The sequence below is a fragment of the Microbacterium sp. 4R-513 genome (assembly GCF_011046485.1).
In the GTDB taxonomy this organism is placed as follows: domain Bacteria; phylum Actinomycetota; class Actinomycetes; order Actinomycetales; family Microbacteriaceae; genus Microbacterium.
Map to the genome: position 1 here is coordinate 2,962,886 of NZ_CP049256.1, position 21,955 is coordinate 2,984,840.

The 21,955-nt window shown below is 69.9% G+C and carries 23 protein-coding genes; 16 read left to right on the top strand and 7 right to left on the bottom strand.

Annotated elements, in window-relative coordinates; translation table 11 throughout:
* Window positions 1-106 precede the first annotated feature (106 nt).
* Both G5T42_RS12995 and G5T42_RS13000 read left to right on the top strand, forming a co-directional pair.
* Entirely contained in the window at window positions 107-1,624 is a 1,518-nt protein-coding gene (locus tag G5T42_RS12995; protein ID WP_165129097.1) for an ABC transporter permease, read from the top strand.
* A 1-nt stretch (window position 1,625) separates the two neighbouring features.
* Window positions 1,626-2,813, top strand: a complete 1,188-nt coding sequence (locus tag G5T42_RS13000) for an ABC transporter permease (RefSeq protein ID WP_165129099.1) — start codon at window positions 1,626-1,628, stop codon at window positions 2,811-2,813.
* Window positions 2,814-2,833: 20 nt separating this feature from the next.
* Here G5T42_RS13000 and G5T42_RS13005 read toward each other — a convergent pair whose 3' ends face one another.
* Complete coding sequence (locus G5T42_RS13005; RefSeq protein ID WP_165129101.1) at window positions 2,834-3,442, bottom strand: PH domain-containing protein; 609 nt, start codon at window positions 3,440-3,442, stop codon at window positions 2,834-2,836.
* Window positions 3,443-3,473: 31 nt separating this feature from the next.
* Here G5T42_RS13005 and G5T42_RS13010 point away from each other — a divergent pair, with 31 nt between their 5' ends.
* From G5T42_RS13010 to G5T42_RS13045, 8 genes are all read left to right on the top strand, one after another.
* A complete protein-coding gene (locus G5T42_RS13010; protein WP_165129103.1) occupies window positions 3,474-5,285 on the top strand; it encodes an ABC transporter ATP-binding protein in 1,812 nt (603 codons plus the stop codon).
* Between the two features lie 160 nt (window positions 5,286-5,445).
* A complete protein-coding gene (typA, locus tag G5T42_RS13015; protein WP_165129105.1) occupies window positions 5,446-7,359 on the top strand; it encodes a translational GTPase TypA in 1,914 nt (637 codons plus the stop codon).
* A gap of 154 nt (window positions 7,360-7,513) precedes the next feature.
* Window positions 7,514-8,275, top strand: a complete 762-nt coding sequence (locus tag G5T42_RS13020; RefSeq protein ID WP_165129107.1) for an AzlC family ABC transporter permease — start codon at window positions 7,514-7,516, stop codon at window positions 8,273-8,275.
* A complete protein-coding gene (locus tag G5T42_RS13025) occupies window positions 8,272-8,586 on the top strand; it encodes an AzlD domain-containing protein (protein ID WP_165129109.1) in 315 nt (104 codons plus the stop codon). The genes G5T42_RS13020 and G5T42_RS13025 overlap by 4 nt, the downstream gene beginning before the upstream one ends.
* 26 nt (window positions 8,587-8,612) lie before the next feature.
* Complete coding sequence (locus G5T42_RS13030) at window positions 8,613-9,023, top strand: DUF6113 family protein (RefSeq protein ID WP_165129111.1); 411 nt, start codon at window positions 8,613-8,615, stop codon at window positions 9,021-9,023.
* 4 nt (window positions 9,024-9,027) lie between these two features.
* On the top strand, window positions 9,028-9,348 hold the full coding sequence (fdxA, locus tag G5T42_RS13035) for a ferredoxin (protein ID WP_165129113.1): 321 nt from the start codon (window positions 9,028-9,030) through the stop codon (window positions 9,346-9,348).
* A gap of 2 nt (window positions 9,349-9,350) precedes the next feature.
* Complete coding sequence (gene dapC, locus G5T42_RS13040) at window positions 9,351-10,457, top strand: succinyldiaminopimelate transaminase (protein ID WP_165130243.1); 1,107 nt, start codon at window positions 9,351-9,353, stop codon at window positions 10,455-10,457.
* Between the two features lie 206 nt (window positions 10,458-10,663).
* On the top strand, window positions 10,664-11,962 hold the full coding sequence (locus G5T42_RS13045) for a citrate synthase (protein WP_165129115.1): 1,299 nt from the start codon (window positions 10,664-10,666) through the stop codon (window positions 11,960-11,962).
* 67 nt (window positions 11,963-12,029) lie between these two features.
* Here the strand turns inward: G5T42_RS13045 and G5T42_RS17760 are convergent, their stop codons facing one another.
* Entirely contained in the window at window positions 12,030-12,965 is a 936-nt protein-coding gene (locus G5T42_RS17760; protein ID WP_241245818.1) for an MFS transporter, read from the bottom strand.
* On the opposite strand from G5T42_RS17760, the gene G5T42_RS17765 reads away from it, so the two are divergent.
* Both G5T42_RS17765 and G5T42_RS13055 read left to right on the top strand, forming a co-directional pair.
* Window positions 12,937-13,452, top strand: a complete 516-nt coding sequence (locus G5T42_RS17765) for a hypothetical protein (RefSeq protein WP_241245819.1) — start codon at window positions 12,937-12,939, stop codon at window positions 13,450-13,452. The genes G5T42_RS17760 and G5T42_RS17765 overlap by 29 nt on opposite strands.
* A gap of 138 nt (window positions 13,453-13,590) precedes the next feature.
* Window positions 13,591-14,160 carry a helix-turn-helix domain-containing protein gene (locus tag G5T42_RS13055; protein WP_165129117.1) on the top strand — a complete coding sequence of 190 codons (570 nt, stop codon included), beginning with the start codon at window positions 13,591-13,593 and terminating at the stop codon, window positions 14,158-14,160.
* Window positions 14,161-14,184: 24 nt separating this feature from the next.
* Here the strand turns inward: G5T42_RS13055 and dapD are convergent, their stop codons facing one another.
* The gene (gene dapD, locus G5T42_RS13060) at window positions 14,185-15,141 is read right to left on the bottom strand and encodes a 2,3,4,5-tetrahydropyridine-2,6-dicarboxylate N-succinyltransferase (RefSeq protein WP_165129119.1); all 957 of its coding nucleotides are present in this window, start codon (window positions 15,139-15,141) and stop codon (window positions 14,185-14,187) included.
* A gap of 64 nt (window positions 15,142-15,205) precedes the next feature.
* Between dapD and dapE the strand changes: the two genes are divergently transcribed.
* From dapE to G5T42_RS13075, 3 genes are all read left to right on the top strand, one after another.
* The gene (gene dapE, locus G5T42_RS13065) at window positions 15,206-16,282 is read left to right on the top strand and encodes a succinyl-diaminopimelate desuccinylase (protein WP_165129121.1); all 1,077 of its coding nucleotides are present in this window, start codon (window positions 15,206-15,208) and stop codon (window positions 16,280-16,282) included.
* A complete protein-coding gene (locus G5T42_RS13070) occupies window positions 16,264-17,511 on the top strand; it encodes a hypothetical protein (RefSeq protein ID WP_165129123.1) in 1,248 nt (415 codons plus the stop codon). The genes dapE and G5T42_RS13070 overlap by 19 nt, the downstream gene beginning before the upstream one ends.
* Before the next feature lie 95 nt (window positions 17,512-17,606).
* A complete protein-coding gene (locus tag G5T42_RS13075; RefSeq protein WP_133543069.1) occupies window positions 17,607-17,780 on the top strand; it encodes a DUF3117 domain-containing protein in 174 nt (57 codons plus the stop codon).
* Window positions 17,781-17,841: 61 nt separating this feature from the next.
* Here the strand turns inward: G5T42_RS13075 and G5T42_RS13080 are convergent, their stop codons facing one another.
* Entirely contained in the window at window positions 17,842-18,477 is a 636-nt protein-coding gene (locus G5T42_RS13080; RefSeq protein WP_165129125.1) for a class I SAM-dependent methyltransferase, read from the bottom strand.
* Between the two features lie 72 nt (window positions 18,478-18,549).
* Here G5T42_RS13080 and G5T42_RS13085 point away from each other — a divergent pair, with 72 nt between their 5' ends.
* On the top strand, window positions 18,550-18,939 hold the full coding sequence (locus G5T42_RS13085; protein WP_165129127.1) for a Sec-independent protein translocase TatB: 390 nt from the start codon (window positions 18,550-18,552) through the stop codon (window positions 18,937-18,939).
* A 6-nt stretch (window positions 18,940-18,945) separates the two neighbouring features.
* Here G5T42_RS13085 and G5T42_RS13090 read toward each other — a convergent pair whose 3' ends face one another.
* The 3 genes from G5T42_RS13090 to G5T42_RS13100 are packed head-to-tail and all read right to left on the bottom strand — an operon-like array spanning window position 18,946 to window position 21,919.
* Window positions 18,946-20,088 (bottom strand): Mrp/NBP35 family ATP-binding protein, encoded by a 1,143-nt coding sequence (locus tag G5T42_RS13090; protein ID WP_241245820.1) that lies wholly within the window; start codon window positions 20,086-20,088, stop codon window positions 18,946-18,948.
* The gene (locus tag G5T42_RS13095; RefSeq protein ID WP_165129129.1) at window positions 20,085-20,627 is read right to left on the bottom strand and encodes a DUF1003 domain-containing protein; all 543 of its coding nucleotides are present in this window, start codon (window positions 20,625-20,627) and stop codon (window positions 20,085-20,087) included. Before G5T42_RS13095 ends, G5T42_RS13090 begins: the two co-directional genes overlap by 4 nt.
* Window positions 20,627-21,919: a CBS domain-containing protein gene (locus G5T42_RS13100; protein WP_165129131.1), complete on the bottom strand. Its 1,293-nt coding sequence runs from the start codon at window positions 21,917-21,919 to the stop codon at window positions 20,627-20,629. Before G5T42_RS13100 ends, G5T42_RS13095 begins: the two co-directional genes overlap by 1 nt.
* Window positions 21,920-21,955: the final 36 nt, after the last annotated feature.

Here is a 21,955-nt window from a genome sequence, read left to right on the forward strand (position 1 = left end):
CTGCACCTCACCCGCGTTAGACTCCTCCTAGCGGCCGGGCATGCGGTAGGTAATCTTCCGGCTCCGCGTGTCCGCGCCGATTCACCGATTGGCAGGCGGCCACACCATGGCTTCATTCATTCTTCGGCGGCTGATCGCATCGATCTTCGTGCTGTTCGCCGCAACGTTCCTGATGTACATCCTCGTCTCCTTCGCGGGCGATCCTCTCGAAGACCTGAGACAGAGCAGTGCACCGAACAAGGCCGAGCTCATCCAGGCTCGCACCAAGCTCCTCAACCTCGACGTCCCTCCGCCGCTGCGCTACTTCCTGTGGCTCGGCGGTCTCTTCCGCGGAGACTTCGGCGTCAGCATCCAGAACCAGCCCGTCAACGCGCTGCTGTCCAACGCGATCACGTCAACGCTGACGCTGGTCACGACGGCCACGGTGCTCGCGATCCTCCTCGGCATCACGGTCGGAATCGTCTCGGCTCTGCGCCAGTACAGCGGCTTCGACTACAGCGTGACGCTGATGGCGTTCCTCTTCTTCTCGCTGCCGATCTTCTGGGTCGCCGTGCTCCTCAAGCAGTACGGTGCGATCCAGCTGAACAACTGGCTGAACGATCCGACGATCTCGGTACCGGTGATCATCGGCGTATCGCTCATCGCGGGCCTCATCTGGATGTCGCTCATCGGCGGCAGATGGCAGCGCAAGCTCATCGTGCTCGGCGTCTCGGCCGTCGCGACCGGTGCCGTGCTCACCTTCTTCTCGGTGACGCAGTGGTTCGCCGACCCCAGCATCGGGATCGGCGTATACGCCGTGCTCGTGATCGGCATCGCCTTCGGCATCACCGCGATCTCGACCGGCCTCCGCAACCGCAAGGCGCTCTACGCCTCGCTCATCGTGGCGGTCATCGGCATCGCGCTGTACTTCCCGATGATGAACTCGCTGCTCAACGGGATGACGCTCTGGCTGTTCCTCGTGTTCGCCGTGCTCACGCTCGCCGTGAGCGGTGCGATCGGGTGGTTCATGGGCGCGCCGGACCGCGGGCCCGTCGTCCGCACGACGATGATCGTCGGCTTCCTGTCGGCGGCCCTCATCGCGCTCGACAAGTACATGTCGTACTGGCAGGCCTACGCGAACTCGAGTCGCGTCCGCGGGCGGCCCATCGCGACGGTCGGCGCTTCGACCCCCGGGCTCGGCGGCAACTTCTGGGTGCAGGGCATCGACCTGTTCACGCACCTGCTGCTGCCGACGATCGCGATCATCCTGATCTCGTTCGCGAGCTACACGCGGTACTCCCGCGCGAGCCTCCTCGAGGTCATGAACCAGGACTACATCCGCACGGCCCGCGCCAAGGGCCTCACGCAGCGCACCGTGGTCGTCCGCCACGCGTTCCGCAACGCCCTCATCCCGATCACGACCGTCATCGCCTTCGACGTCGGCGCGCTGATCGGCGGTGCGGTCATCACCGAGACCGTCTTCGGCTGGGTCGGCATGGGCCGGCTCTTCGTGACCGGCCTGGCAGCATCCGACCCCAACCCGGTGATGGCGTTCTTCGTCGTGACCGGAACCCTGGCGGTGCTGTTCAACCTCATCGCGGACCTCGTCTATGCGGGTCTGGACCCGAGAATCAAGGTGGGCTGACATGAACACCACAGTCACTCAAGAGCCCGACACGGGCGAAGACTCGGCCCGCGCCGAGATCACGATCGAGCAGAAGGAGACCGAGGGCCTCAGCCAGGGGCAGATCGTCCGCCGGCGGTTCTTCCGCCACCGCGGCGCCCTCATCTCGATGATCGTGCTCGCCCTGATCGTCATCATGGCGTTCACGTCGGTCGGCGTGAACCTGTGGGGGCTGCGGATCACCGGGTGGTGGCCGTACTCGTGGGACCAGATCCCGCCGAAGGTCAACAACGGCGTGCCGACGCTCAGCATCATCCCCTTCCAGATCGGGGAGCACCCGTTCGGTCAGGACGAGGTCGGCCGTGACATCTTCGCGGTCGTCATGCGCGGCGCGCAGCAGTCGATCATGGTGATGGTCATCGCCGGTGTCGTCGCCACGGCGATCGGCGTCGTGATCGGCGCGTTCGCGGGCTACTACCGCTCGCGCACCGACTCGATCCTCATGCGCTTCACCGACATCGTCATCACGATCCCGCTCATCGTCATCGGCTCGGTCCTCGGTCACGCGTTCGGAAGCCTCGGTGCGGCCGTCCTCGGCATCGTCATCGGGCTCTTCGCGTGGACGACGATGGCCCGCCTCGTGCGCGGCGAGTTCCTGAGCCTCCGCGAGCGCGAGTTCGTCGACGCCGCGCGGGTCTCGGGCGCGCGCGATCGCCGGATCATCTTCCGCCACATCCTCCCGAACGCGGTCGGCGTCATCGTCGTCAACGCGACGCTGCTGATGGCGGGCGCGATCCTGCTCGAGTCGGCGCTGAGCTACCTCGGCTTCGGCGTGCAGTCGCCCGACACCTCGCTCGGAAAGATCGTGTCGGACAACCAGGCGGCGTTCTCGACGCGTCCGTGGCTGTTCTGGTGGCCCGGCCTCTTCATCATCGCGATCGCCCTGTGCGTCAACTTCATCGGCGATGGTCTGCGCGATGCGTTCGACCCGCGCCAGAAGAAGAAGCCGAGCGAGCGCGCGATGGCCCGCGCGGGCCGCGCCAGCGGTCCCGTGGCACCGATCCTCGACACGTCCGAGCCCGCCCACGCGCCGTCGGTGACGGTCGCAGGCGAGGCCGTCTACGCCAGTGAGGACATCGTGAACTATCACGATCCTCGTCCCGAGCGGCCAGGCGACCCGACGAACGAGCCGCTCAACCCGGAGCGGTGAGGCGGGCTGACCCAGTGCTGCTAGACCAGCAGGCCGATCGCCGTCGCGGCGACCAGAAGCGCGATGGCCGTGATCGTGGCGTAGTGCCACGACACGGTCTCGGCTTCGGGGTCCTCGCCGGCGGCGAGCAGGCCGGTCTCGCGCAGCTCCTCCCAACGACCGCGGATGAGCTGCGCGAGGTTGCCGCTCGGCGTCGAGACGGCATCGGCCGGACGCAGCTCGCCGTACTCTCCCTTGGCCGATTCGCCGACACCCTCGAAGTCCTTGCTCGCAAGGCCGAGCGTGCGGTGGCGGCCGGGGGCGGGAGCGGCCCAGACCGACACCTTGCGCTGCGACGTGTGGAGCGTCAGCGAGTAGCGGGTGTCGATCTGGCGGATGGCGGGCCACGGCACGAAGTACGTGCGGAAGACGTTCTCGACCGTGATGCCGTGCTGCTGGACACGCAGGGTCGGGCGCCAGAACAGCGCCCACGCGACGACGGCCACGAGGATGATGGGCCACGCGTAGCGCAGACCCGCAGCAGGATCTCCCCAGAACAGCGCGACGACACCCACAGCGCATACGACAACGGTGATGACAGCGAGGGCACGGCCGAAGACCGGCCGATAAACGACCTCCTGGAACGCCATGAACCCAAGCTTCGCAGATAGGACATCACGAATGACTGACACGAAGGGCCTCGACGCCGATCTCAGCGCGTCGCGCGACACCCTGCCCGAGCGCATCCTCGAGGTCGAGAATCTCGGCGTCGAGTTCTGGGTCGAAGGGGAGTTCTACCCCGCCGCCATCGACATGAACTACGTCGTCCGACGCGGCGAGGTGCTCGCCATCGTCGGCGAGTCGGGCTCCGGAAAGAGCACGAGCTCGATGGCGCTCCTGGGCCTCCTCCCCGAGAACGCCCGCGTCACCGGCTCGATCAAGCTCCTCGGGAGGGAGCTGCGGGGGGTGGATGACGCGACCCTGCGCTCGCTCCGCGGCAACGAGATCGCGGTGATCTTCCAGGAGCCGATGACGGCGCTCAACCCCGTCTACACGATCGGCTTCCAGATCATGGAGTCGCTGCGCTCGCACGACCGCTCGATGCCCCCGTCGGCGGCCAAGGAGCGCGCGATAGAGCTCCTCCGCATGGTGGAGATGCCGAATCCGGAGCAGTCGTTCCTGAAGTACCCGCACCAGCTCTCGGGTGGCCAGCGCCAGCGCGCCATGATCGCCCAGTCGATCTCGTGCGACCCGCTGCTCCTCATCGCCGACGAGCCGACGACGGCCCTCGACGTGACGGTCCAGGCCGAGGTCCTCGACCTCATGCGGAGCCTCCACAAGCGCCTCGACTCGGCCATCATCCTCATCACCCACGACATGGGCGTCGTCGCCGACCTCGCCGACCGCATCATGGTGATGAAGAACGGCATCGTGGTGGAGTCCGGGTCGGTCGACGAGATCTTCCACCACCCGCAGCACCCCTACACGCAGCAGCTCCTCGCCTCGGTGCCGCACCTCGGCCTCGGCGTCCTCGAGGAGATCGACGAGAACGCGCCGACCGTGGTCGAGACCGAGACGACGACGGTGCCGGCCATCTCCGCCATCCGCGAGCGCTCGAGCGAGGCGGCCGAGGAGCTCCCCGAGACCCGCACGCCGATCCTCGCGTTCGAGGACGTCGCGATCGAGTACCCCAAGCGGGGACGCATCCCGGCGTTCCGCGCGGCGGAAGACATCAACCTGTCGATCTACCCCGGCGAGATCATGGGCCTCGTGGGCGAGTCGGGCTCGGGCAAGACCACGCTCGGCCGCGCCGCGATCGGCCTGCTCCCCATCGCGGAGGGCAAGCTCACGGTGGTGGGGACCGATATCTCGAAGGCCTCCACGAAGGACCTCTTCGCGATCCGCCGGAAGACAGGCATCGTCTTCCAGGACCCGGCATCCTCCCTCAACCCGCGCATGCCGATCGGCCAGTCGATCGGCGAGCCGCTGCTGCTGTCCGGTGAGGCCAAGGGCAAGCAGCTCGACAAGCGCGTGGAGGCACTCCTCTCGCAGGTCGAGCTGCCGACGTCGTACCGCAACCGCTTCCCGCACGAGCTCTCGGGCGGCCAGCGTCAGCGCGTCGGCATCGCCCGCGCGCTGGCGCTCGCGCCGCAGCTCCTCGTCGCGGACGAGCCGACGTCGGCCCTCGACGTCTCCGTCCAGGCGCGATTCCTCGACCTGCTGCAGGAGCTTCAACAGCAGCTGCAGTTCGCGTGCCTGTTCATCAGCCACGACCTGGCCGTCGTCGACATCCTCGCCCACCGCATCGCCGTCATGCACCACGGCAAGCTCGTGGAGATGGGCACGCGCGACGAGATCCTCCGCGGGGCGGCCGACCCGTACACACAGCGCCTCATCGCCGCCGTCCCGGTGCCCGATCCCGGCGAGCAGCGCCGTCGCCGCGAGGCCCGCGCAGCGCTCCTCGAGAGCACCGGAGCACGCGCCGAGAGCTGACTCTCGCCCACCCACGCAGGCGGATGCCGCCCGGTCTGACCGGGCGGCATTCGCGCGTGAACGGGCGATGCCCAGGCTGGGCCGGTAAAGTGGTCTGGCCGGCTCCCTCCGCAGCATCGAGGGGCCGATGACCTCTTCCCCTCTTTCGCAAGGATCTTTCATGGCGCGCGCCCTCCGCCCCGACCTCCGCAACGTCGCGATCGTCGCGCACGTCGACCACGGCAAGACGACCCTCGTCGACGCCATGCTCCGCCAGACCGGCTCCTTCGGCTCCCACGAGCACATGGAAGAGCGCGCGATGGACTCGAACGACCTCGAGCGCGAGAAGGGCATCACGATCCTCGCCAAGAACACGGCGATCACGTACAAAGGCGTCCACACCGACGTGCCGGTCACGATCAACGTGATCGACACGCCCGGCCACGCCGACTTCGGCGGTGAGGTCGAGCGCGGCCTCTCGATGGTCGACGGCGTCGTGCTGCTCGTCGACGCGAGCGAGGGACCCCTCCCGCAGACGCGCTTCGTGCTGCGCAAGGCGCTGGAGGCGAAGCTCCCCGTCATCCTCCTGGTCAACAAGACCGACCGTCCCGATGCGCGCATCGCGGAGGTCGAGGAGGAGAGCCACGACCTGCTGCTGGGCCTCGCCTCCGACCTCCACGAGGACGTACCCGACCTCGACGTCGACGCGCTGCTCGATGTGCCCGTCGTGTATGCGAGCGGGCGTGCGGGCGCGGCATCCCGGAACCGTCCCGCCAACGGCGAGCTGCCCGACAACGACGACCTCGAGCCGCTCTTCGAGGCGATCCTCGAGCACGTGCCCGCGCCGTCCTACGACGACGAGGCGCCCCTGCAGGCGTGGGTCACGAACCTCGACTCGAGCCCGTTCCTCGGCCGCCTCGCGCTGCTCCGCGTCTTCAACGGCACGCTCAAGAAGGGCCAGACCGTCGCCTGGGTGCGGCACGACGGCTCGCACTCCAACGCCCGCATCACGGAGCTCCTGAAGACCCGGGCGCTCGACCGCTACCCCGCCGAGTCGGCCGGTCCCGGCGACATCGTCGCGATCGCCGGCATCGAGGAGATCACGATCGGCGAGACGATCGCCGACCCCGAGGACGTGCGCCCGCTGCCGGCGATCCACGTGGACGACCCCGCGATCTCGATGACGATCGGCACCAACACGTCGCCGCTCGTGGGCAAGGTCAAGGGCCACAAGCTCACGGCGCGCATGGTCAAGGACCGTCTCGACCGCGAGCTCGTCGGCAACGTCTCGCTCCGGGTGGTCGACATCGGGCGACCGGATGCCTGGGAGGTCCAGGGCCGTGGTGAGCTGGCCCTCGCGATCCTCGTCGAGAACATGCGCCGCGAGGGCTTCGAGCTCACCGTCGGAAAGCCCCAGGTCGTGACGCGCAAGGGTCCGAACGGCCAGGTGCAGGAGCCCTTCGAGCACCTGACGATCGACGCGCCGGAGGAGTACCTCGGGGCGATCACCCAGCTCATGGCGGCGCGCAAGGGCCGCATGGACTCCATGGTCAACCACGGCACCGGCTGGGTGCGGATGGAGTTCATCGTCCCGGCGCGCGGCCTCATCGGCTTCCGCACCGAGTTCCTCTCCATCACGCGGGGGACCGGCATCGCGAACGCGATCTCGCACGGTTACGACGACTGGGCGGGTCACATCGTCTCGCGCCAGAACGGCTCGATCGTCGCCGACCGGTCCGGTGTCGTCACCCCCTTCGCGATGATCGCGCTGCAGGAGCGCATGAGCTTCTTCGTGCAGCCGACCGAAGAGGTCTACGAGGGCATGGTCGTGGGCGAGAACTCGCGTGCCGACGACATGGACGTGAACATCACGAAGGAGAAGAAGCTCACCAACATGCGCTCTTCGACCTCCGATGCGTTCGAGTCCATGACGCCGCCGCGGCAGCTCTCGCTCGAGGAGAGCCTCGAGTTCGCGCGCGACGACGAATGCGTCGAGGTGACCCCCGAGAAGGTGCGCATCCGCAAGGTCGTGCTCGACGCGACCGAGCGCGGCCGCGCCGCAGCGCGCCTCAAGCGCCAGGACGCCAACGCCTGACGATCGCTCCCGTGCGGTCGCCGAGGTCGCACGAATGGCGGAGGGATGCCGCATCCGCTCGTCATCCGCGCGATCTCGACCGTTGGCGGTCAGGCGTCCACGCATGGCAGGGCGGACCGCTCGGGTCGTCGGCGGCCGTCGATAGGCTCGGAAAGTGAGCTCCCTCCCGCATTTCGACGACGCCCACGCGTCCGGCGAAGCGCGGCGGGCCTGGCGGCAGGCGCTGGGGGTTGCCCTCGCCACGAGCGCGTACGGCATCTCGTTCGGGGCGCTCGCGGTGGCTGCCGGGCTCGACATCTGGCAGACCTGCGTGCTGAGCCTCCTGATGTTCACGGGCGGATCGCAGTTCGCCTTCGTCGGGGTCATCGCCTCCGGCGGACTCGTCGCCGCTCCCTCCGCCATCGCGTCGGCCGCGCTCCTCGGCGTCCGCAACGCGGCCTACGGGATGCGGATGTCGCCCGTCATCGGGCCGGGCTTCGTCAAGCGGGCCGCCGCCTCGCACTTCACGATCGACGAGTCGACGGCCGTGTCGCTCGCCCAGACGACGAGCCACGCGCGGCTCGTCGGGTTCTGGGTGACGGGCGTCGGCATCTACGTCGGGTGGAACCTGTCGACCCTCGCGGGAGCCCTGCTCGGCGACGTGCTGGGCGATCCGAAGGCCTACGGACTGGATGCGGCGGCCGCCGCCGCCTTCCTGGCACTGCTCTGGCCGCGCCTGCGCAGGCGACAGGCGATCGCCGTCGGCATCGCGGCCGCGGTCGTGGCGACCGTGCTGACGCCCGTCCTGATGCCGGGCGTCCCCGTCCTCGTCGCCGCCGTCGTCGCGGTGCTCGTGGGATGGTTCAACTGGCTGGGCCGCGACGACGAGCCGTCCGCGGAGCCGCCCGGCGTCGCCGAGCGGGAGGGCATGCCGTGACGCTCTGGACCGCGGTGCTCGTGGCATCCATCATCTGCATCGCCTGGAAGGCGCTCGGCTATCTCGTGCCCCCGAAGGTGCTCGAAGCGCCCCGGCCGGCGCGAATCGCCGACCTGCTGACTGTCGCACTCCTCGCAGCCCTCGTGGCGGTGCAGACGCTCGGCGCCGGGCAGGCGATCGTCGTCGACGCGCGGATCCCGGCGGTGCTCGTGGCCGCCGGGCTTCTCGCGCTGCGCGCGCCGTTCCTGGTGGTGGTCGCCGCGGCGGCGCTCGTCGCCGCGCTCCTTCGCCTGTGGGGCTGGGCCGCCTGACAGGAACGGCCGGGTAGAGTCGGCGGGTGCGTTCCTCCTCTGCGCTCGCCCGGGTCGCGACGTGGGTCGTCGCCTTCATCGTCGGCGCCGTCTACGGCCTCGCCGGCACGATCGCGCACACCTACATGCTCGGCTGGTTCCCGCTCGGGCTCGTGCTCGCCGTCATCGGCAGCGCCGCGCTGCTCGTCGCTGTGCGGCTGCTCACGAGCGACCGGTGGGCGGCGCTCGCGACGGGACTCGGCATCGCCGTCGCCACACTCGTCTTCTCGGGCCGCGGCCCCGGCGGCTCGGTCATCGTCGCGCAGGCGGCCGAGGGGCGTTTCGACGCCGGAACGGTCTGGACGATCGCCGTGCTCGTGCTCGTCGTGCTGGTCGTCGCATGGCCGGATCTGTCCGGCGTGCGGCGAGAAGAGCACGCGGCAGGCGAACTAGACTGAACCCGTGACGTATGTGATCGCCCTCCCGTGCGTAGATGTGAAAGACCGTGCCTGCATCGACGAGTGCCCGGTCGACTGCATCTACGAGGGTGAGCGCAGCCTCTACATCCACCCCGACGAGTGCGTGGACTGCGGCGCGTGCGAGCCGGTCTGCCCCGTCGAGGCGATCTACTACGAGGACGACCTGCCCGACGAATGGCAGGACTACTACAAGGCCAACGTCGAGTTCTTCGACGACATCGGCTCACCGGGCGGCGCCGCCAAGGTCGGCGTGATCCACAAGGACCACCCGATCATCGCCGAACTGCCGCCTCAGGCAGAGTGACCGTGGGAGTCGCCGACCTCGCCGACTACCCGTGGGACGCCGTCGCGCCGTACGCCGCGAAGGCCCGCTCCCATCCCGACGGCATCGTCGATCTCTCGATCGGCTCGCCCGTCGACCCGACTCCTGCCGTCGTCGCCGAGGCACTCTCGGCCGCGACCGACGCGCACGCCTATCCCCAGACCGTCGGCACGCCGGCCCTTCGTGAGGCCGTCGCGGACTGGTTCGCCCGGCGCCGGGGAGTGCCGGGCCTGACGCCCGCCCACGTGCTGCCCTCGATCGGCTCGAAGGAGCTGGTGGCGCTTCTGCCGCTGCTGCTGGGCCTCGGGCCGGGCGACACCGTGGTGCATCCCCGCGCGGCCTATCCCACCTACGAGGTCGGCGCACGTCTCGTCGGTGCGACCCCCGTCGCCGCCGACGAGCCGGGGGAGTGGCCGGAAGGCACGCGGCTCATCTGGATCAACTCGCCCGGCAACCCCGACGGACGGGTGTGGGATGCCGCGTCCCTCCGTGCCGCCGTCGCCCGAGCGCGCGACCTCGGCGCCGTCCTCGCCTCCGACGAGTGCTACGCCGAGCTCGGGTGGGAGGCGCCGTGGGATGTGGAGCCCATCCCGTCGGCCCTCGATCCCCGAGTGACGGACGGCGACCTCACGGGCGTCCTCGCCGCCTACTCGCTGAGCAAGCAGTCCAACCTCGCCGGGTACCGCGCGGCGTTCCTCGCCGGCGATCCGGTCCTCCTCGAGCGGCTCCTGACGGCGCGCAAGCACCTCGGTCTCATGCTGCCGCAGCCGGTCCAGGCCGCGATGGTGGCGGCGTTGTCGGACGACGCCCACGTCGCGGAGCAGAAGGCGCGGTACCGCGCGCGCCGCGACCTGCTGAAGCCCGCGATCGAGTCCGCCGGGTTCCGCATCGACCGCAGCGAGGCCGGGCTCTACCTCTGGGCCACCGAGGGTCGCGACGCGTGGGAGAGCATCGACCGCCTCGCCGACATCGGCATCCTCGCCGGTCCCGGACACTTCTACGGCAGCCACTTCCCACAGCACGTGCGCTTCTCGCTGACCGCGACCGACGAGCGCATCGCGGCGGCGGCCGCCCGCCTGAGCGCGCCCTGACGCATCGATACGAGGCATCCGTAGCATTCCTCCAGTGGATGCCTCGAGCCTTTGGCGGTGTCAACGGTAGGCCTGGACGGCAAGTAGGCTGTAGTCGTCGCGTCGACGGCATCCGTCGCCGCGTGCGAAGGCTCACCGCGGGCCACACCCGCCTCGTCGAGCCGACGACCCCCGATCCGATCGAACCGCAATCGCGAGGAGGCGCCGTGACGGACGCGAGCACGCACCAGGACAAAGCGACCCTGACGATCGGGGAGCGCACCGCTGAGCTTCCGCTGCTGCGCGGCACCGACGGCGTCCCCAGCATCGACATCTCGACGCTGACGCGGCAGACGGGCCACACGACCCTCGACTACGGCTTCGTCAACACGTCGGCGACCAAGTCGGCGATCACGTTCATCGACGGCGACCAGGGGATCCTGCGGTACCGCGGGTACCCGATCGAGCAGCTGGCGCAGAACAGCACGTACCTCGAGGTGGCGTGGCTGCTCATCTACGGTGAGCTGCCCACGCCCGACGAGCTCGCGGCCTTCGACGAGCGCATCCGTCACCACACCCTGCTGCACGAGGACCTCAAGCGCTTCTTCTCGGCGCTGCCGCACACGGCGCACCCCATGTCGGTGCTCTCGTCCGCGACGGCCGCCCTCTCGACGTACTACGAGAGCGAGTCCGACCCCTACAACCCCGAGCACATCGAGCTGAACACGATCCGCATGCTCGCGAAGCTCCCGGTCATCGCCGCCTACGCGCACAAGAAGAGCATCGGACAGGCCTTCCTGTACCCCGACAACTCGCTGAGCTTCGTCGACAACTTCCTCAAACTCAACTTCGGCGTCCTGAGCGAGATCTACGAGATCAACCCCGTCATGTCGCGCGCTCTCGAGCGTCTGCTCATCCTGCACGAGGACCACGAGCAGAACGCGTCCACGTCGACGGTCCGCCTCGTGGGCTCGACCGGCGCCAACCAGTTCTCGTCGATCTCGGCGGGCATCAACGCTCTCTACGGCCCGCTTCACGGCGGCGCGAACGAGGCGGTCCTCGACATGCTCGGCCGTATCCGGGACTCGGGCGAGAGCGTCCAGCGCTTCGTCGAGCGGGTCAAGAACAAAGAAGACGGCGTCAAGCTCATGGGCTTCGGGCACCGCGTCTACAAGAACTACGACCCCCGGGCGAAGCTCGTCAAGCAGTCGGCCGACGAGGTGCTCACCGAGCTGGGCGTTCACGACCCGCTCCTCGATCTCGCCAAGGAGCTCGAAGAGATCGCCCTCAACGACGACTACTTCAAGGAGCGCCGGCTCTACCCGAACGTCGACTTCTACACGGGCGTCATCTACAAGGCGATGGGCTTCCCGACCCGCATGTTCACGGTGCTCTTCGCGATCGGGCGCCTGCCCGGCTGGCTCGCGCACTGGCGCGAGATGCAGTCCGACCCGCAGACGAAGATCGGCCGGCCCCAGCAGCTCTACGTGGGCGCGCAGCAGCGCAACTACCCGGGCGTGGCCTGACCCGCAGACGAACAAGAGACCGCGGACCCATGAGGGTCCGCGGTCTCTTCGTCGGAGGGGGTGTCGCTCAGGCGTTGAGGGCGACGAGCTCACGCTCGTCGATCCGGCGCCCGGGCATCCCGACCTCGCTGCGCGGCCGGCGGGTGGTCGTCACGACGATCGCCGCGGCCGTGAGGGCGAGAGCGGCCATCGTGAGCCACGCGGCGTCGTAGTTGCCCTCGAACGGCGAGCCCGAGGCATCCGTCGTCCCGAACACGAGCGCGCTCGTGAGCGCCGAGCCGAAGGCCGAGCCGATCGTGCGCAGGTTGGCGTTGACGCCCGTCGCGACGCCGACCCGGTCGCTCGGGACGCTCTGGACGATGATGCTCGCGGCCGCGGCGTACGAGGCGCCGATGCCGATGCCGAAGAGCGCTCCGGCGAGGGCGAGCTGCCACACCTGGCTGTGGAACGCCACGGCGCCGGCGACGGCGATCCCCATGACGGCCGAGCCGAGGGCGAGCTGCATCCGCAGCGGGAGGACGCGGGCGATCGCGCCGGTCGCGAAGCCCATCGCGGACATGCCGATGAGGAGGGGCACGAGCACGAGTCCCGCGCCCCGGGCGTCGAGGCCGAGACCCCAGCCCGTCGCGGACGCCGTCTCGAGGAACTGGGGGAGGTAGCCCCAGAAGCCGAAGGCGGCGGCGCCGACGAGGAAGGCGGCGGCGTTCGTCGGCCAGATCGCGCGGTCGAGGAGCATCCGGATGTCGACGAGGGGCTCCTTGGAGCGCAGCTCCGCCATGACCCATGCGACGAAGAGGACCGCGGCGAGGCCGAGCAGCGTGAGGACGAGGGGGCTCGTCCAGCCCCAGCGCGCGCCTGAGGTGAGCGGGATGAGGAGTGCCACGAGCCATCCGGACAGCAGGACCGCCGAGACCACGTTGAGCCTGCCCTGGGCTACGGCTCGAGAGCGGGGCACCCACGCGACCGTCAGCAGGATGCCGACCACCGACAGGACGAGCGGCACGAGGAACAGTCCCCTCCAGCCCACCGACTCCGACAGCGGGCCCGCGAGCACGCCTCCCGCCGGCGCCTCCGATGCCGATGATGGCGCTCATGGCGCCGATCGCGCCTGTCACCCGCTCGCGGGGGACGGTGTCGCGGATGAGGCCGAACGCGAGCGGGAACAGCGCGCCGCCGACGCCCTGCAGGACGCGTCCGATGAGCAGGACGCCGAGGTTGGAGGCGTTGAACGCGACGAGGTCGCCGATGACGATGACGACGAGCACGGCGAGGAACGTCGCGCGGCGGCCGCGCAGGTCGCCGACGCGGCCCAGGACGGGCGTCGCGACTGCTGCGGCGATGAGCCAGGCGGTCATCGTCCACGAGGCGGCGTCGGCCGTCACCCCCAGGTCGGACTGCATGAGGGGGATGACGGGGATGACGAGGTTCTGAAGAAGCGCCAGGGATGCGACGCTGAGGGCGAGTGCGAGGAACGCGCGTGTCGAGGATGAGCGCACGAGGGGTCCTTCCAGAGGATGCGATCCGACGAATGTCGGTCTAGAATTGGAGGGTGGCTCCGATCGGAGGATGCCTCCGCTTAGAACCATAGCGGAGGATGCCTCCGGTTAGCAACCTCGTGAAAGGAAATGATGGCGGTCTCGGAACGCGTGCGTCCCCTCGACGCCCGACGCCCTCGGCGCGCCGACGCGGCGCGGAACTTCGATGCGCTCGTCGAGGCCGGTCGGGAGGTCTTCGCCGAGGAGGGATCGGCGGCCTCGCTCGAAGACATCGCACGACGCGCGGGCGTCGGCATCGGCACGCTCTATCGCAATTTCCCGACCCGGGACGATCTCGTCGAGACGCTGTACATCCGCGAGGTCGAAGCGCTCGCAGACGCCGCCGACGACGTGTCGGGCCTGGAGCCGTGGGAGGCGTTCGCCGCGTGGCTCGACCGTTTCGTGCAGTACGTCGGCACGAAGCACGCCCTTCTCGACAGCCTCAACCGCGAGTCGACCGTGCTCGGGGAGTGCCGGGCGATCATGTTCGAGGCCGGCGAGCCGCTGCTCGTCCGCGCCCAGAAGGCGGGGAAGGTCGATCCCGACGTCACGATCAGCGACGTCGTGCGCCTCGTCTCGGGTGTCGCGGCGGTCTCGTCCTACGAGGACGAGGCGCAGCGCAAGCGCGTGCTCAACCTTGCCATCCGAGGCATCCGCATCTGATTCCAGCGGACGCCATCCGCCCGATCAGGCGTGCAGTGCTTCGTTGAGCGTCACGCCGACGCCCGCCCGGCGCACGGCCTCGATCGCGCCCGTGAGCGAATTGCGGCGGAAGAGCATGCCGTCGCGCCCCGACAGCTCGGTGCCCTTCACCGTCGGACGCGAGCCGTCCGCCCTCGGCGCCTCGTCCGCCAGGACCACCTTCGAACCGGCGGTCACGTAGAGTCCCGCCTCGACCACGCAGTCGTCGCCGAGCGAGATCCCGATGCCCGCGTTGGCGCCGAGGAGGGTCCGCGCGCCGATCGAGACGCGGTGCGAGCCGCCGCCCGAGAGCGTCCCCATGATCGATGCGCCGCCGCCGATGTCGCTTCCGTCGCCGACGACCACCCCCTGCGAGATGCGGCCCTCGACCATCGAGGCGCCGAGAGTTCCGGCGTTGAAGTTGACGAAGCCCTCGTGCATGACGGTCGTTCCGGGGGAGAGGTACGCGCCGAGGCGCACGCGCGAGGCATCCGCGATGCGGACCCCGGGCGGCGTGACGTAATCGAGGAGCCGAGGGAACTTGTCGAGGCCCTGCACCTGGATGCCGTCGCGCTGCAGGAAGGGTCGCAGCCGCGTGAGGTCGTCAGGGTGGACCGGGCCGGCGCTCGTCCACGCGACGTTGGGAAGGTGGCCGAAGATGCCGGTGAGATCGACCTCGTTAGGCTTGACGAGGCGGTGCGACAGCGCCTGCAGACGCAGGTAGGCATCAGACGTCGATGCCGGCGGCGCGTCGAGGTCGACCTCGATCGTGACCACCTCGACCGCGACGGCGCGCCGGGCGTCGGGCACCGCGAGGTGCTCGAGGTCTTCCGGCGGCATCGCGGGGTCGAGTCCGAGCGGGATGTGGCCGAGCTTCGGCTCGGGGAACCACGTGTCGAGGACCGTGCCGTCGGCCGCCGTCGTCGCGAGGCCCATGCCCCATACCCACCGCTCGTCGCTCATCCCTCCACGGTAGCGCGCCCGCCGGGGCGGCTCGCGGCAGAGGGTCGGTCGGTAGACTCGGGGGATGCCGGAGCTCGATCTGTCCGCGACATCCGTCGACCTCACCAGGGCCATCTGCGACATCCCGAGCGTCTCCGGCGATGAGGTCACACTCGCCGATGCGATCGAGCGTGCCATCGGCGGACTCGGCCACCTCGATCTCTTCCGGGACGGCGACACGATCGTGGCGCGCACGGATCTCGGGCGGCCGCAACGGGTCGTCATCGCGGGGCACATCGACACCGTGCCGATCAACGACAACGTCCCCACCCGCGACGTCGACATCGACGGCCGCCCGCACATCTGGGGCCGCGGCACGGTCGACATGAAGGCCGGTGTCGCGGTGCAGCTCAAGCTCGCGGCCGAGCTCGCCGACCCGCGGATCGACATCACCTGGATGTGGTACGACCACGAAGAGGTGGATGCCGCGCTCAACGGACTGAACCGGCTGTCGGCGTCACGGCCGGACCTCTTCGCGGGTGACTTCGCGATCCTCGGCGAGCCGTCGAACGGCCAGGTCGAGGGCGGCTGCAACGGGAACCTACGCGCCGTCGTCCGGACGCACGGCGTCCGCTCGCACAGCGCGCGGGCGTGGATCGGCGAGAACGCGATCCACAAGGCGGCGCCCATCCTCGCCCGCCTCGCCGAGTATCAGCCGCGCGAGGTGCCCGTCGAGGGCCTCGTCTACCGCGAGGGGCTCAACGCCGTCCGCATCGCCGGTGGAGTCGCGGGGAACGTCATCCCCGACCTCTGCGAAGTCGAGGTCAACTACCGCTTCGCGCCGAACCGCTCCGTCGAGGAGGCGACGGCCCACGTCGAGGACGTGCTCGCCGGATTCGAGGTCGAGGTCATCGACAGCGCCGCCGGTGCCCGACCGGGCCTCGACGCGCCGCTCGCGCAGGAGTTCGTGGCCGCCGTCGGGGCCGAGCCCCGGCCGAAGTACGGCTGGACGGACGTCGCCCGGTTCTCGGCGCTCGGGGTACCGGCCGTCAACTACGGCCCCGGCGACCCGCACCTCGCGCACCACGACGAGGAGCGCGTCCCGATCGACCAGATCGAAGACGTCGAGCGTGGGCTCCGGGCGTGGCTGACGAGCTCCTGACGCCCGCGCCGCCCGCCGTCCGCCCGACGCCGTGGCGCCGGCTCGCCGGTCTTCCGGTCGCCGTGCGGATCGGCATCCTGTACATCCTCGCCCGGCTCGTCACGACGCTCTTCTTCGTGGCAGCGGCGCAGCTGGCACCGAACTGGTCCCGCTTCGGACGCGACGCGTCGGTCGGCAGCTTCGCAGCGGGGTGGGATGCCTGGTGGTACTGGTACGTCGCGGGCTACGGCTATCCGACGACGCTGCCGGTCAACGACGCCGGGCTCGTCTCCGAGAACGCCTGGGCATTCATGCCGCTCTACGCATACGCCGCGCTCGGGGTGGGGGCGCTCTTCGGCTCGTGGGTCGCGGGGGCGGTCGTCGTGTCGCTCGTCGCCGGCTATCTCTCGTGCCTCGTGCTCTACAGGATGCTGCGGATGCGCGGCGACGACGCCATGGCGACGTGGGCCGTGTTGTTCTTCGCGTGCGCCCCGGTCGCGGCGCTCTTCCAGATCGGGTATGCCGAGTCGCTCTTCCTCCTCTGGCTCTTCCTGGCGCTGTGGTGCGTCATGCGCCGGCGGTACGCGTGGCTGTACCTGCTCATTCCGCTGATGGGCTACACCCGCCCTGGTGTTCTCGCCTTCGCGCTCTTCCTGGGCCTTCACGGCATCTCCCGCTGGATCACCCGGCGACGGGAACCGCTCCCCGCACGGCACATCGCGCACATCGTGCTGCTCGGGCTGCTCGCGACGGCCGTCGGCTTCTCGTGGCAGGTCATCGCCTCGATCGCGACGGGCGATCCGTCCGCCTACCTCAGCACCGAGATGGCGTGGCGACGCAACTGGATCCTCGATGCACCGGCCCACTTCGTGCCGCTCGAGGGATTCGTCCAGGCCGCCGGGTTCTGGGCCGGACAGTGGGGAACGAGTCAGGCACTCGTGCTCGCGCTCGTCGCACTCGCTGTCGGCGGCTTCGCGGCTCTGCTCCTCTTCGACCCGCACGTGAAGCGACTCGGTGCCGACCTGCGACTGTGGAGCGCGAGCTATGCGGTGTATCTCCTCGCGGTGTTCTTCCCGCAGTCGAGCATCTTCCGGCTCCTCGTCCCCATCTCGCCGCTCTGGGGCGCCGCGGCGATGCCCCGGTCGAACACCTGGCGCGTCGGAGTTCTCGCGGCATGCCTCGTGGGGCAGTGGTGGTGGATCCACACGGTGTATGCACTTGCCGGAACGGCGATCTGGACCGTGCCCTGAGCCGGCGCCCGGTGGTCGGCCTGTGGGCGGATTATCCCCGGGTCGGAGGCGCACGATAAACTTGACGGGCAGACCTACGACGAAAGGGAGCCGCGATGGCAGCCATGAAGCCGAGAACCGGAGACGGACCGATGGAGGCCGTTAAGGAGGGTCGCCTGATCATCGTGCGCGTCCCCCTGGAGGGCGGCGGCCGCCTTGTCGTCTCCGTGAACGACGCTGAGGCGAAGGAGCTTTACGACGTGCTGGGCGACGTGGTCAACGCCGCCTGACACGAGCGGGATCACGAGAACGGCCGGTCTTTCGACCGGCCGTTCTCGTATGCGCGGGGGTTCAGTCTGCGGGGATTGTCGTGAGCTGCAGCAGCCCCTCTCCGACGATCGAGAGCGCGCCGAGGACGGCCGGCGAGGACTGCGTCTCCTGGATGAGCGAGCGGTATGCGCTCGTCACGGCGTCGCGTCGCACCGGATCGGCGACGGCACCGCCGTTCAGGACGCGGGGGACGAGGACGGTTCCTCCCGCGCGGACCAGGCGCAGGCCGTGCTCGACATATTCGATGACGCCGTCGGGGTCGGCATCCACCAGCACGATGTCGTACGACGCCTCGTTCATGCGCGGAAGCACATTGGATGCCCGTCCGGTGATGAAGCGGGCCCGCGCCGGCGGCACACCGGCGTCGGCGAAGGCCTTCCGTGCCACGGCGAGATGCTCGGGTTCGCTGTCGATCGTCGTGAGCGTCGCCCGCGGCGCGCCGTGCAGCAGCCAGAGGCCGGAGACGCCGGCACCGGTCCCGATCTCGACGATGTTCAGTGACTGGGATGCCGCGGCCAGCAGCGCGCACTGGGCGCCCACCGCGGCGCTGATCGGCGCCGCGCCCAATTCGAGGGCGTGTGCACGCGCCCGGGCGATCTGATCCGGCTCGACCGTCGCCTCATTCGCGAAGCGATGGTTCGCGTCCTGCTCGCTCATGCGGCCTCCTCCCGGGCCAGCCTAAGCGCCCGCCTCGTCCGCGCTGATCAGGCGCGGCGGTAACCTGTGAGCATGTTCTTCGGCCTGACGATCGAGAAGCTCCTCGTGATCGGTGTGATCGCGGCGCTCCTCATCGGGCCCGAGCGTCTGCCCCGCTATGCGGAGACGCTGGCGCACCTCACGACCCGCACGCGCGACTTCCTCCGCAACGCCAAGACGCGCGTGCAGGACGAGATGGGCGAGGAGTTCGAGGACGTCGACTGGCGGACCCTCGACCCCCGCCGCTACGACCCTCGGCGGATCATCCGCGAGGCGCTCCTCGACGATGCGCCCGTGCCGACAGTCCGTGCCGCGTCGGCCGGAGCGGCGATCGAGGCGACGGGCACGCCCCCTCCGCCGCCGGGCGCGATCCGGGGCTTCGCGCCGAACGAGACGCCGCCCTTCGACGGCGAGGCGACCTGACGCCCGTCAGCGGGGACTGATCGGCAGGGAACGGCCCGCCAGCCCGCGGGGCTTGACCGCGATGCGCTCCGCCACCTCGGCGATGGCTCGCGCGGCCGGGTCGTCGGGGTGTGCCACGACCACGGGAACGCCGGCATCGGCATCCGACCGCAGAGCGGGACTGAGCGGGATCGACGCGAGCAGCGGCACCGGTTCCGCCTCGCTGGAGAGGCTCGCCGCGACCGACGCGCCGCCGCCCGAGCCGAAGACGTCGACCGTCGTGCCGTCGGGGAGCACCATGGCGGCCATGTTCTCGATGACCCCGGCGACCCGCTGTCCGATCTGACGCGCGACGAGCGCGCTGCGGATGGCGACATCGGATGCCGCGGCCTGCGGGGTGGTGACGACGAGCACCTCGGCATGGGGGAGGAGCTGACCGACCGAGATCGCGACATCCCCCGTCCCCGGCGGCATGTCGAGGAGCAGCACGTCGAGGTCGCCGAAGTGCACGTCGGTGAGGAACTGCTGCACGGTGCGGTGGAGCATGGGCCCCCGCCACGCGACGGCCGAGCGCTCCTCTCCCTCGCGCAAGAACATGCCGATCGAGACCGTCTTCACGTCGTAGGCGATGGGCGGCACGATGAGCTCGTCGATGCGCGTGGGCTTGACCGTGCGGCCGTCGGCGTCGACGAGGCCGAGGAGTCCGGGGATCGAGAAGCCGTGCACGTCGGCGTCGACGAGGCCGACGCTCAGACCCCTCGCCGCCAGGGCGACGGCGAGGTTGGCGGTGAGGGTGGACTTGCCGACGCCGCCCTTCCCGCTCGTCACGGCGATGACGCGGGTGAGCGAATCGGGCCCGAACGGCATCGTCCGCGCCGCGCGGCCGCCTCGCAGCTGCTCGGTGAGCGCCCGGCGCTGCTCCGGCGACATGACACCGACCTCGAGGTCGACCTCGGCGATGCCGGGGACGGATGCCGCGGCATCCGTCACCTCTCGAGAGATGCGATCGGCCGCGGGGCAGCCGACGATCGTCAGGAGGATCGCGACGTGCGCCGTCTGCCCTTCCACCCGGACGTCGCGGACCATGCCGAGCTCGTCGAGCGTGCGGCGCAGCTCGGGGTCGACGACGGCGCCGACCGCCGCGTGGACGGCGGCTGCGGAATCGGTCACCGCGCCGACCCGGTCGGCCCGCTCGGGAGCTCCGCGGCCGGCCGCGCCTCGAGCTGCTCGAGCAGCGACCGAAGCTCGGCGCGGAGCACGTCGCGGGTCACCACCTCGTCGGAGAAGTCGGTCACGGCCATGCGGAGGGCGACGACCTCGCGAGCGAGGTACTCGGTGTCGGCGAGGTTGCGCTCGGCGCGCTGGCGGTCCTGTTCGATCTGCACGCGGTCGCGGTCGTCCTGGCGGTTCTGCGCCAACAGGATGAGAGGTGCGGCGTACGAGGCCTGCAGCGACAGGATGAGCGTCAGCAGCGTGAAGTTCGTCTTCGCGGGGTCGAACTGCAGCTGGGGCGGGGCCCAGATGTTCCAGCTCAGCCACACCAGGACGAAGACCGTCATGCCGATGAGGAAGCCTGAGGTTCCCATCGCACGCGCGAAGGCCTCGGAGAAGCGGCCGAAGCGATCGCGCGAGGGCTGAGGCGTGCGCGCGAGCATGCCCGAGCGCCCGCGAGGGGCGTCGAGCGACGGCTGGCGGTTGGGACGTGCCATCAGCGCCTCCTCGGGATGCTCGCGGTCGTGGTCGGGACGGATTCCGCCAGGGGTTCATCGCCGTCGTGAGATCGCCAGTCCTCCGGCAGGAGGTAGTCGAGCACATCGTCGACGCTGACGGCGCCGACGAGGCGATGCGCCTGGTCGACCACGGGCACCGAGACGAGGTTGTAGCTCGCAAGGAGCCGGGCGACCTCGGCGGCCGACGCCGATGCGGGCACCGGGTCGAGCGTGTCGTCGATGATCGCCCCGAGACGCTCGTGCGGCGGGTAGCGCAGCATCCGCTGGAAGTGCACCGTGCCGAGGAGGCGCCCCGTCGGCGTCTCGTAGGGCGGGAGCGTGACGAAGACGGCGGCGGCGAGGGCGGGGTGCAGCTCGTGGCGTCGGATGAGCGCGAGCGCCTCGGCCACCGTCGCATCGGCGGACAGGACGATCGGCTCGGGCGTCATGAGCCCGCCCGCCGTGTCGGCGCCGTACTTCAGCAGTGCGCGGACGTCCTCGGCCTCCTCGGGCTCCATGAGGTCGAGGAGCTCTTCGAGCCGGTCCTCCGGGAGCTGCGCGAGCACGTCGGCCGCGTCGTCCGGCTCCATCGCATCGAGGATGTCGGCCGCCCGCTCATCACCGAGTGCCTCGAGGATGTGGACCTGGTCCTCTTCGGGCATCTCTTCGAGCGCGTCGGCGAGGCGGTCGTCGGGGAGCTCCTCGGCCACCTCGAGGAGGCGCTCGTCGGGGAGGTCGAGCAGCGTGTTCGCGAGGTCGGCGGGCTTGAGCTCCGAGAACGTCGCGACGAGCTGCTCGGCGGACTGCGCCTCGCCGGGAACCTGCGTCTCGCGCACCTGCGACCACTCCGCGAATGTGGTGGGGCCCTTCGCGAACGGCGAGGCGCTCGTCTTGGGGCGACGGAGGAAGAGCTGCCCGATGTCCCACTCGCCGAGGCGGTTGCGCTCGATCGCGACGTCCTCGATGACCGCGACGCCCGAGCCGTCGGTGAGGTAGACCTTGCGTCCGAGGAGCTCGGCCATGACCCGCACCTCGCCGCCGCGCTGCTGGAAGCGGCGGACGTTGATGAGCCCCGTCGTGATGACCTGGCCCGTCGCGATCGACGTGACGCGCCCGATCGACACGAACACGTTGCGCCGGCCGGGGATCTCGACCACAAGCCCGATGACGCGAGGGGGATCGTCCTTGCGGTAGATGACGACGACGTCGCGGACCTTGCCGAGACGGTCGCCCGCGGGGTCGAAGACCGCGCAGCCGGCCAGGCGCGCGACGAATACCCTCTGCTGGCTCACGGATCCAGCGTAGCCCCGCCCGCATGGGAGGATGAG

What these genes read in the sequence shown, in the direction of transcription:
- G5T42_RS12995 (WP_165129097.1), top strand. Translation starts at nt 107, where the DNA reads ATGGCTTCATTCATTCTTCGGCGGCTGATCGCATCGATCTTCGTGCTG.
- G5T42_RS13000 (WP_165129099.1), top strand. Translation starts at nt 1,626, where the DNA reads ATGAACACCACAGTCACTCAAGAGCCCGACACGGGCGAAGACTCGGCC.
- G5T42_RS13005 (WP_165129101.1), bottom strand. Translation starts at nt 3,442, where the DNA reads ATGGCGTTCCAGGAGGTCGTTTATCGGCCGGTCTTCGGCCGTGCCCTC.
- G5T42_RS13010 (WP_165129103.1), top strand. Translation starts at nt 3,474, where the DNA reads ATGACTGACACGAAGGGCCTCGACGCCGATCTCAGCGCGTCGCGCGAC.
- typA (WP_165129105.1), top strand. Translation starts at nt 5,446, where the DNA reads ATGGCGCGCGCCCTCCGCCCCGACCTCCGCAACGTCGCGATCGTCGCG.
- G5T42_RS17765 (WP_241245819.1), top strand. Translation starts at nt 12,937, where the DNA reads ATGCCGACCACCGACAGGACGAGCGGCACGAGGAACAGTCCCCTCCAG.
- G5T42_RS13055 (WP_165129117.1), top strand. Translation starts at nt 13,591, where the DNA reads ATGGCGGTCTCGGAACGCGTGCGTCCCCTCGACGCCCGACGCCCTCGG.
- dapD (WP_165129119.1), bottom strand. Translation starts at nt 15,141, where the DNA reads ATGAGCGACGAGCGGTGGGTATGGGGCATGGGCCTCGCGACGACGGCG.
- dapE (WP_165129121.1), top strand. Translation starts at nt 15,206, where the DNA reads ATGCCGGAGCTCGATCTGTCCGCGACATCCGTCGACCTCACCAGGGCC.
- G5T42_RS13075 (WP_133543069.1), top strand. Translation starts at nt 17,607, where the DNA reads ATGGCAGCCATGAAGCCGAGAACCGGAGACGGACCGATGGAGGCCGTT.
- G5T42_RS13080 (WP_165129125.1), bottom strand. Translation starts at nt 18,477, where the DNA reads ATGAGCGAGCAGGACGCGAACCATCGCTTCGCGAATGAGGCGACGGTC.
- G5T42_RS13085 (WP_165129127.1), top strand. Translation starts at nt 18,550, where the DNA reads ATGTTCTTCGGCCTGACGATCGAGAAGCTCCTCGTGATCGGTGTGATC.
- G5T42_RS13095 (WP_165129129.1), bottom strand. Translation starts at nt 20,627, where the DNA reads ATGGCACGTCCCAACCGCCAGCCGTCGCTCGACGCCCCTCGCGGGCGC.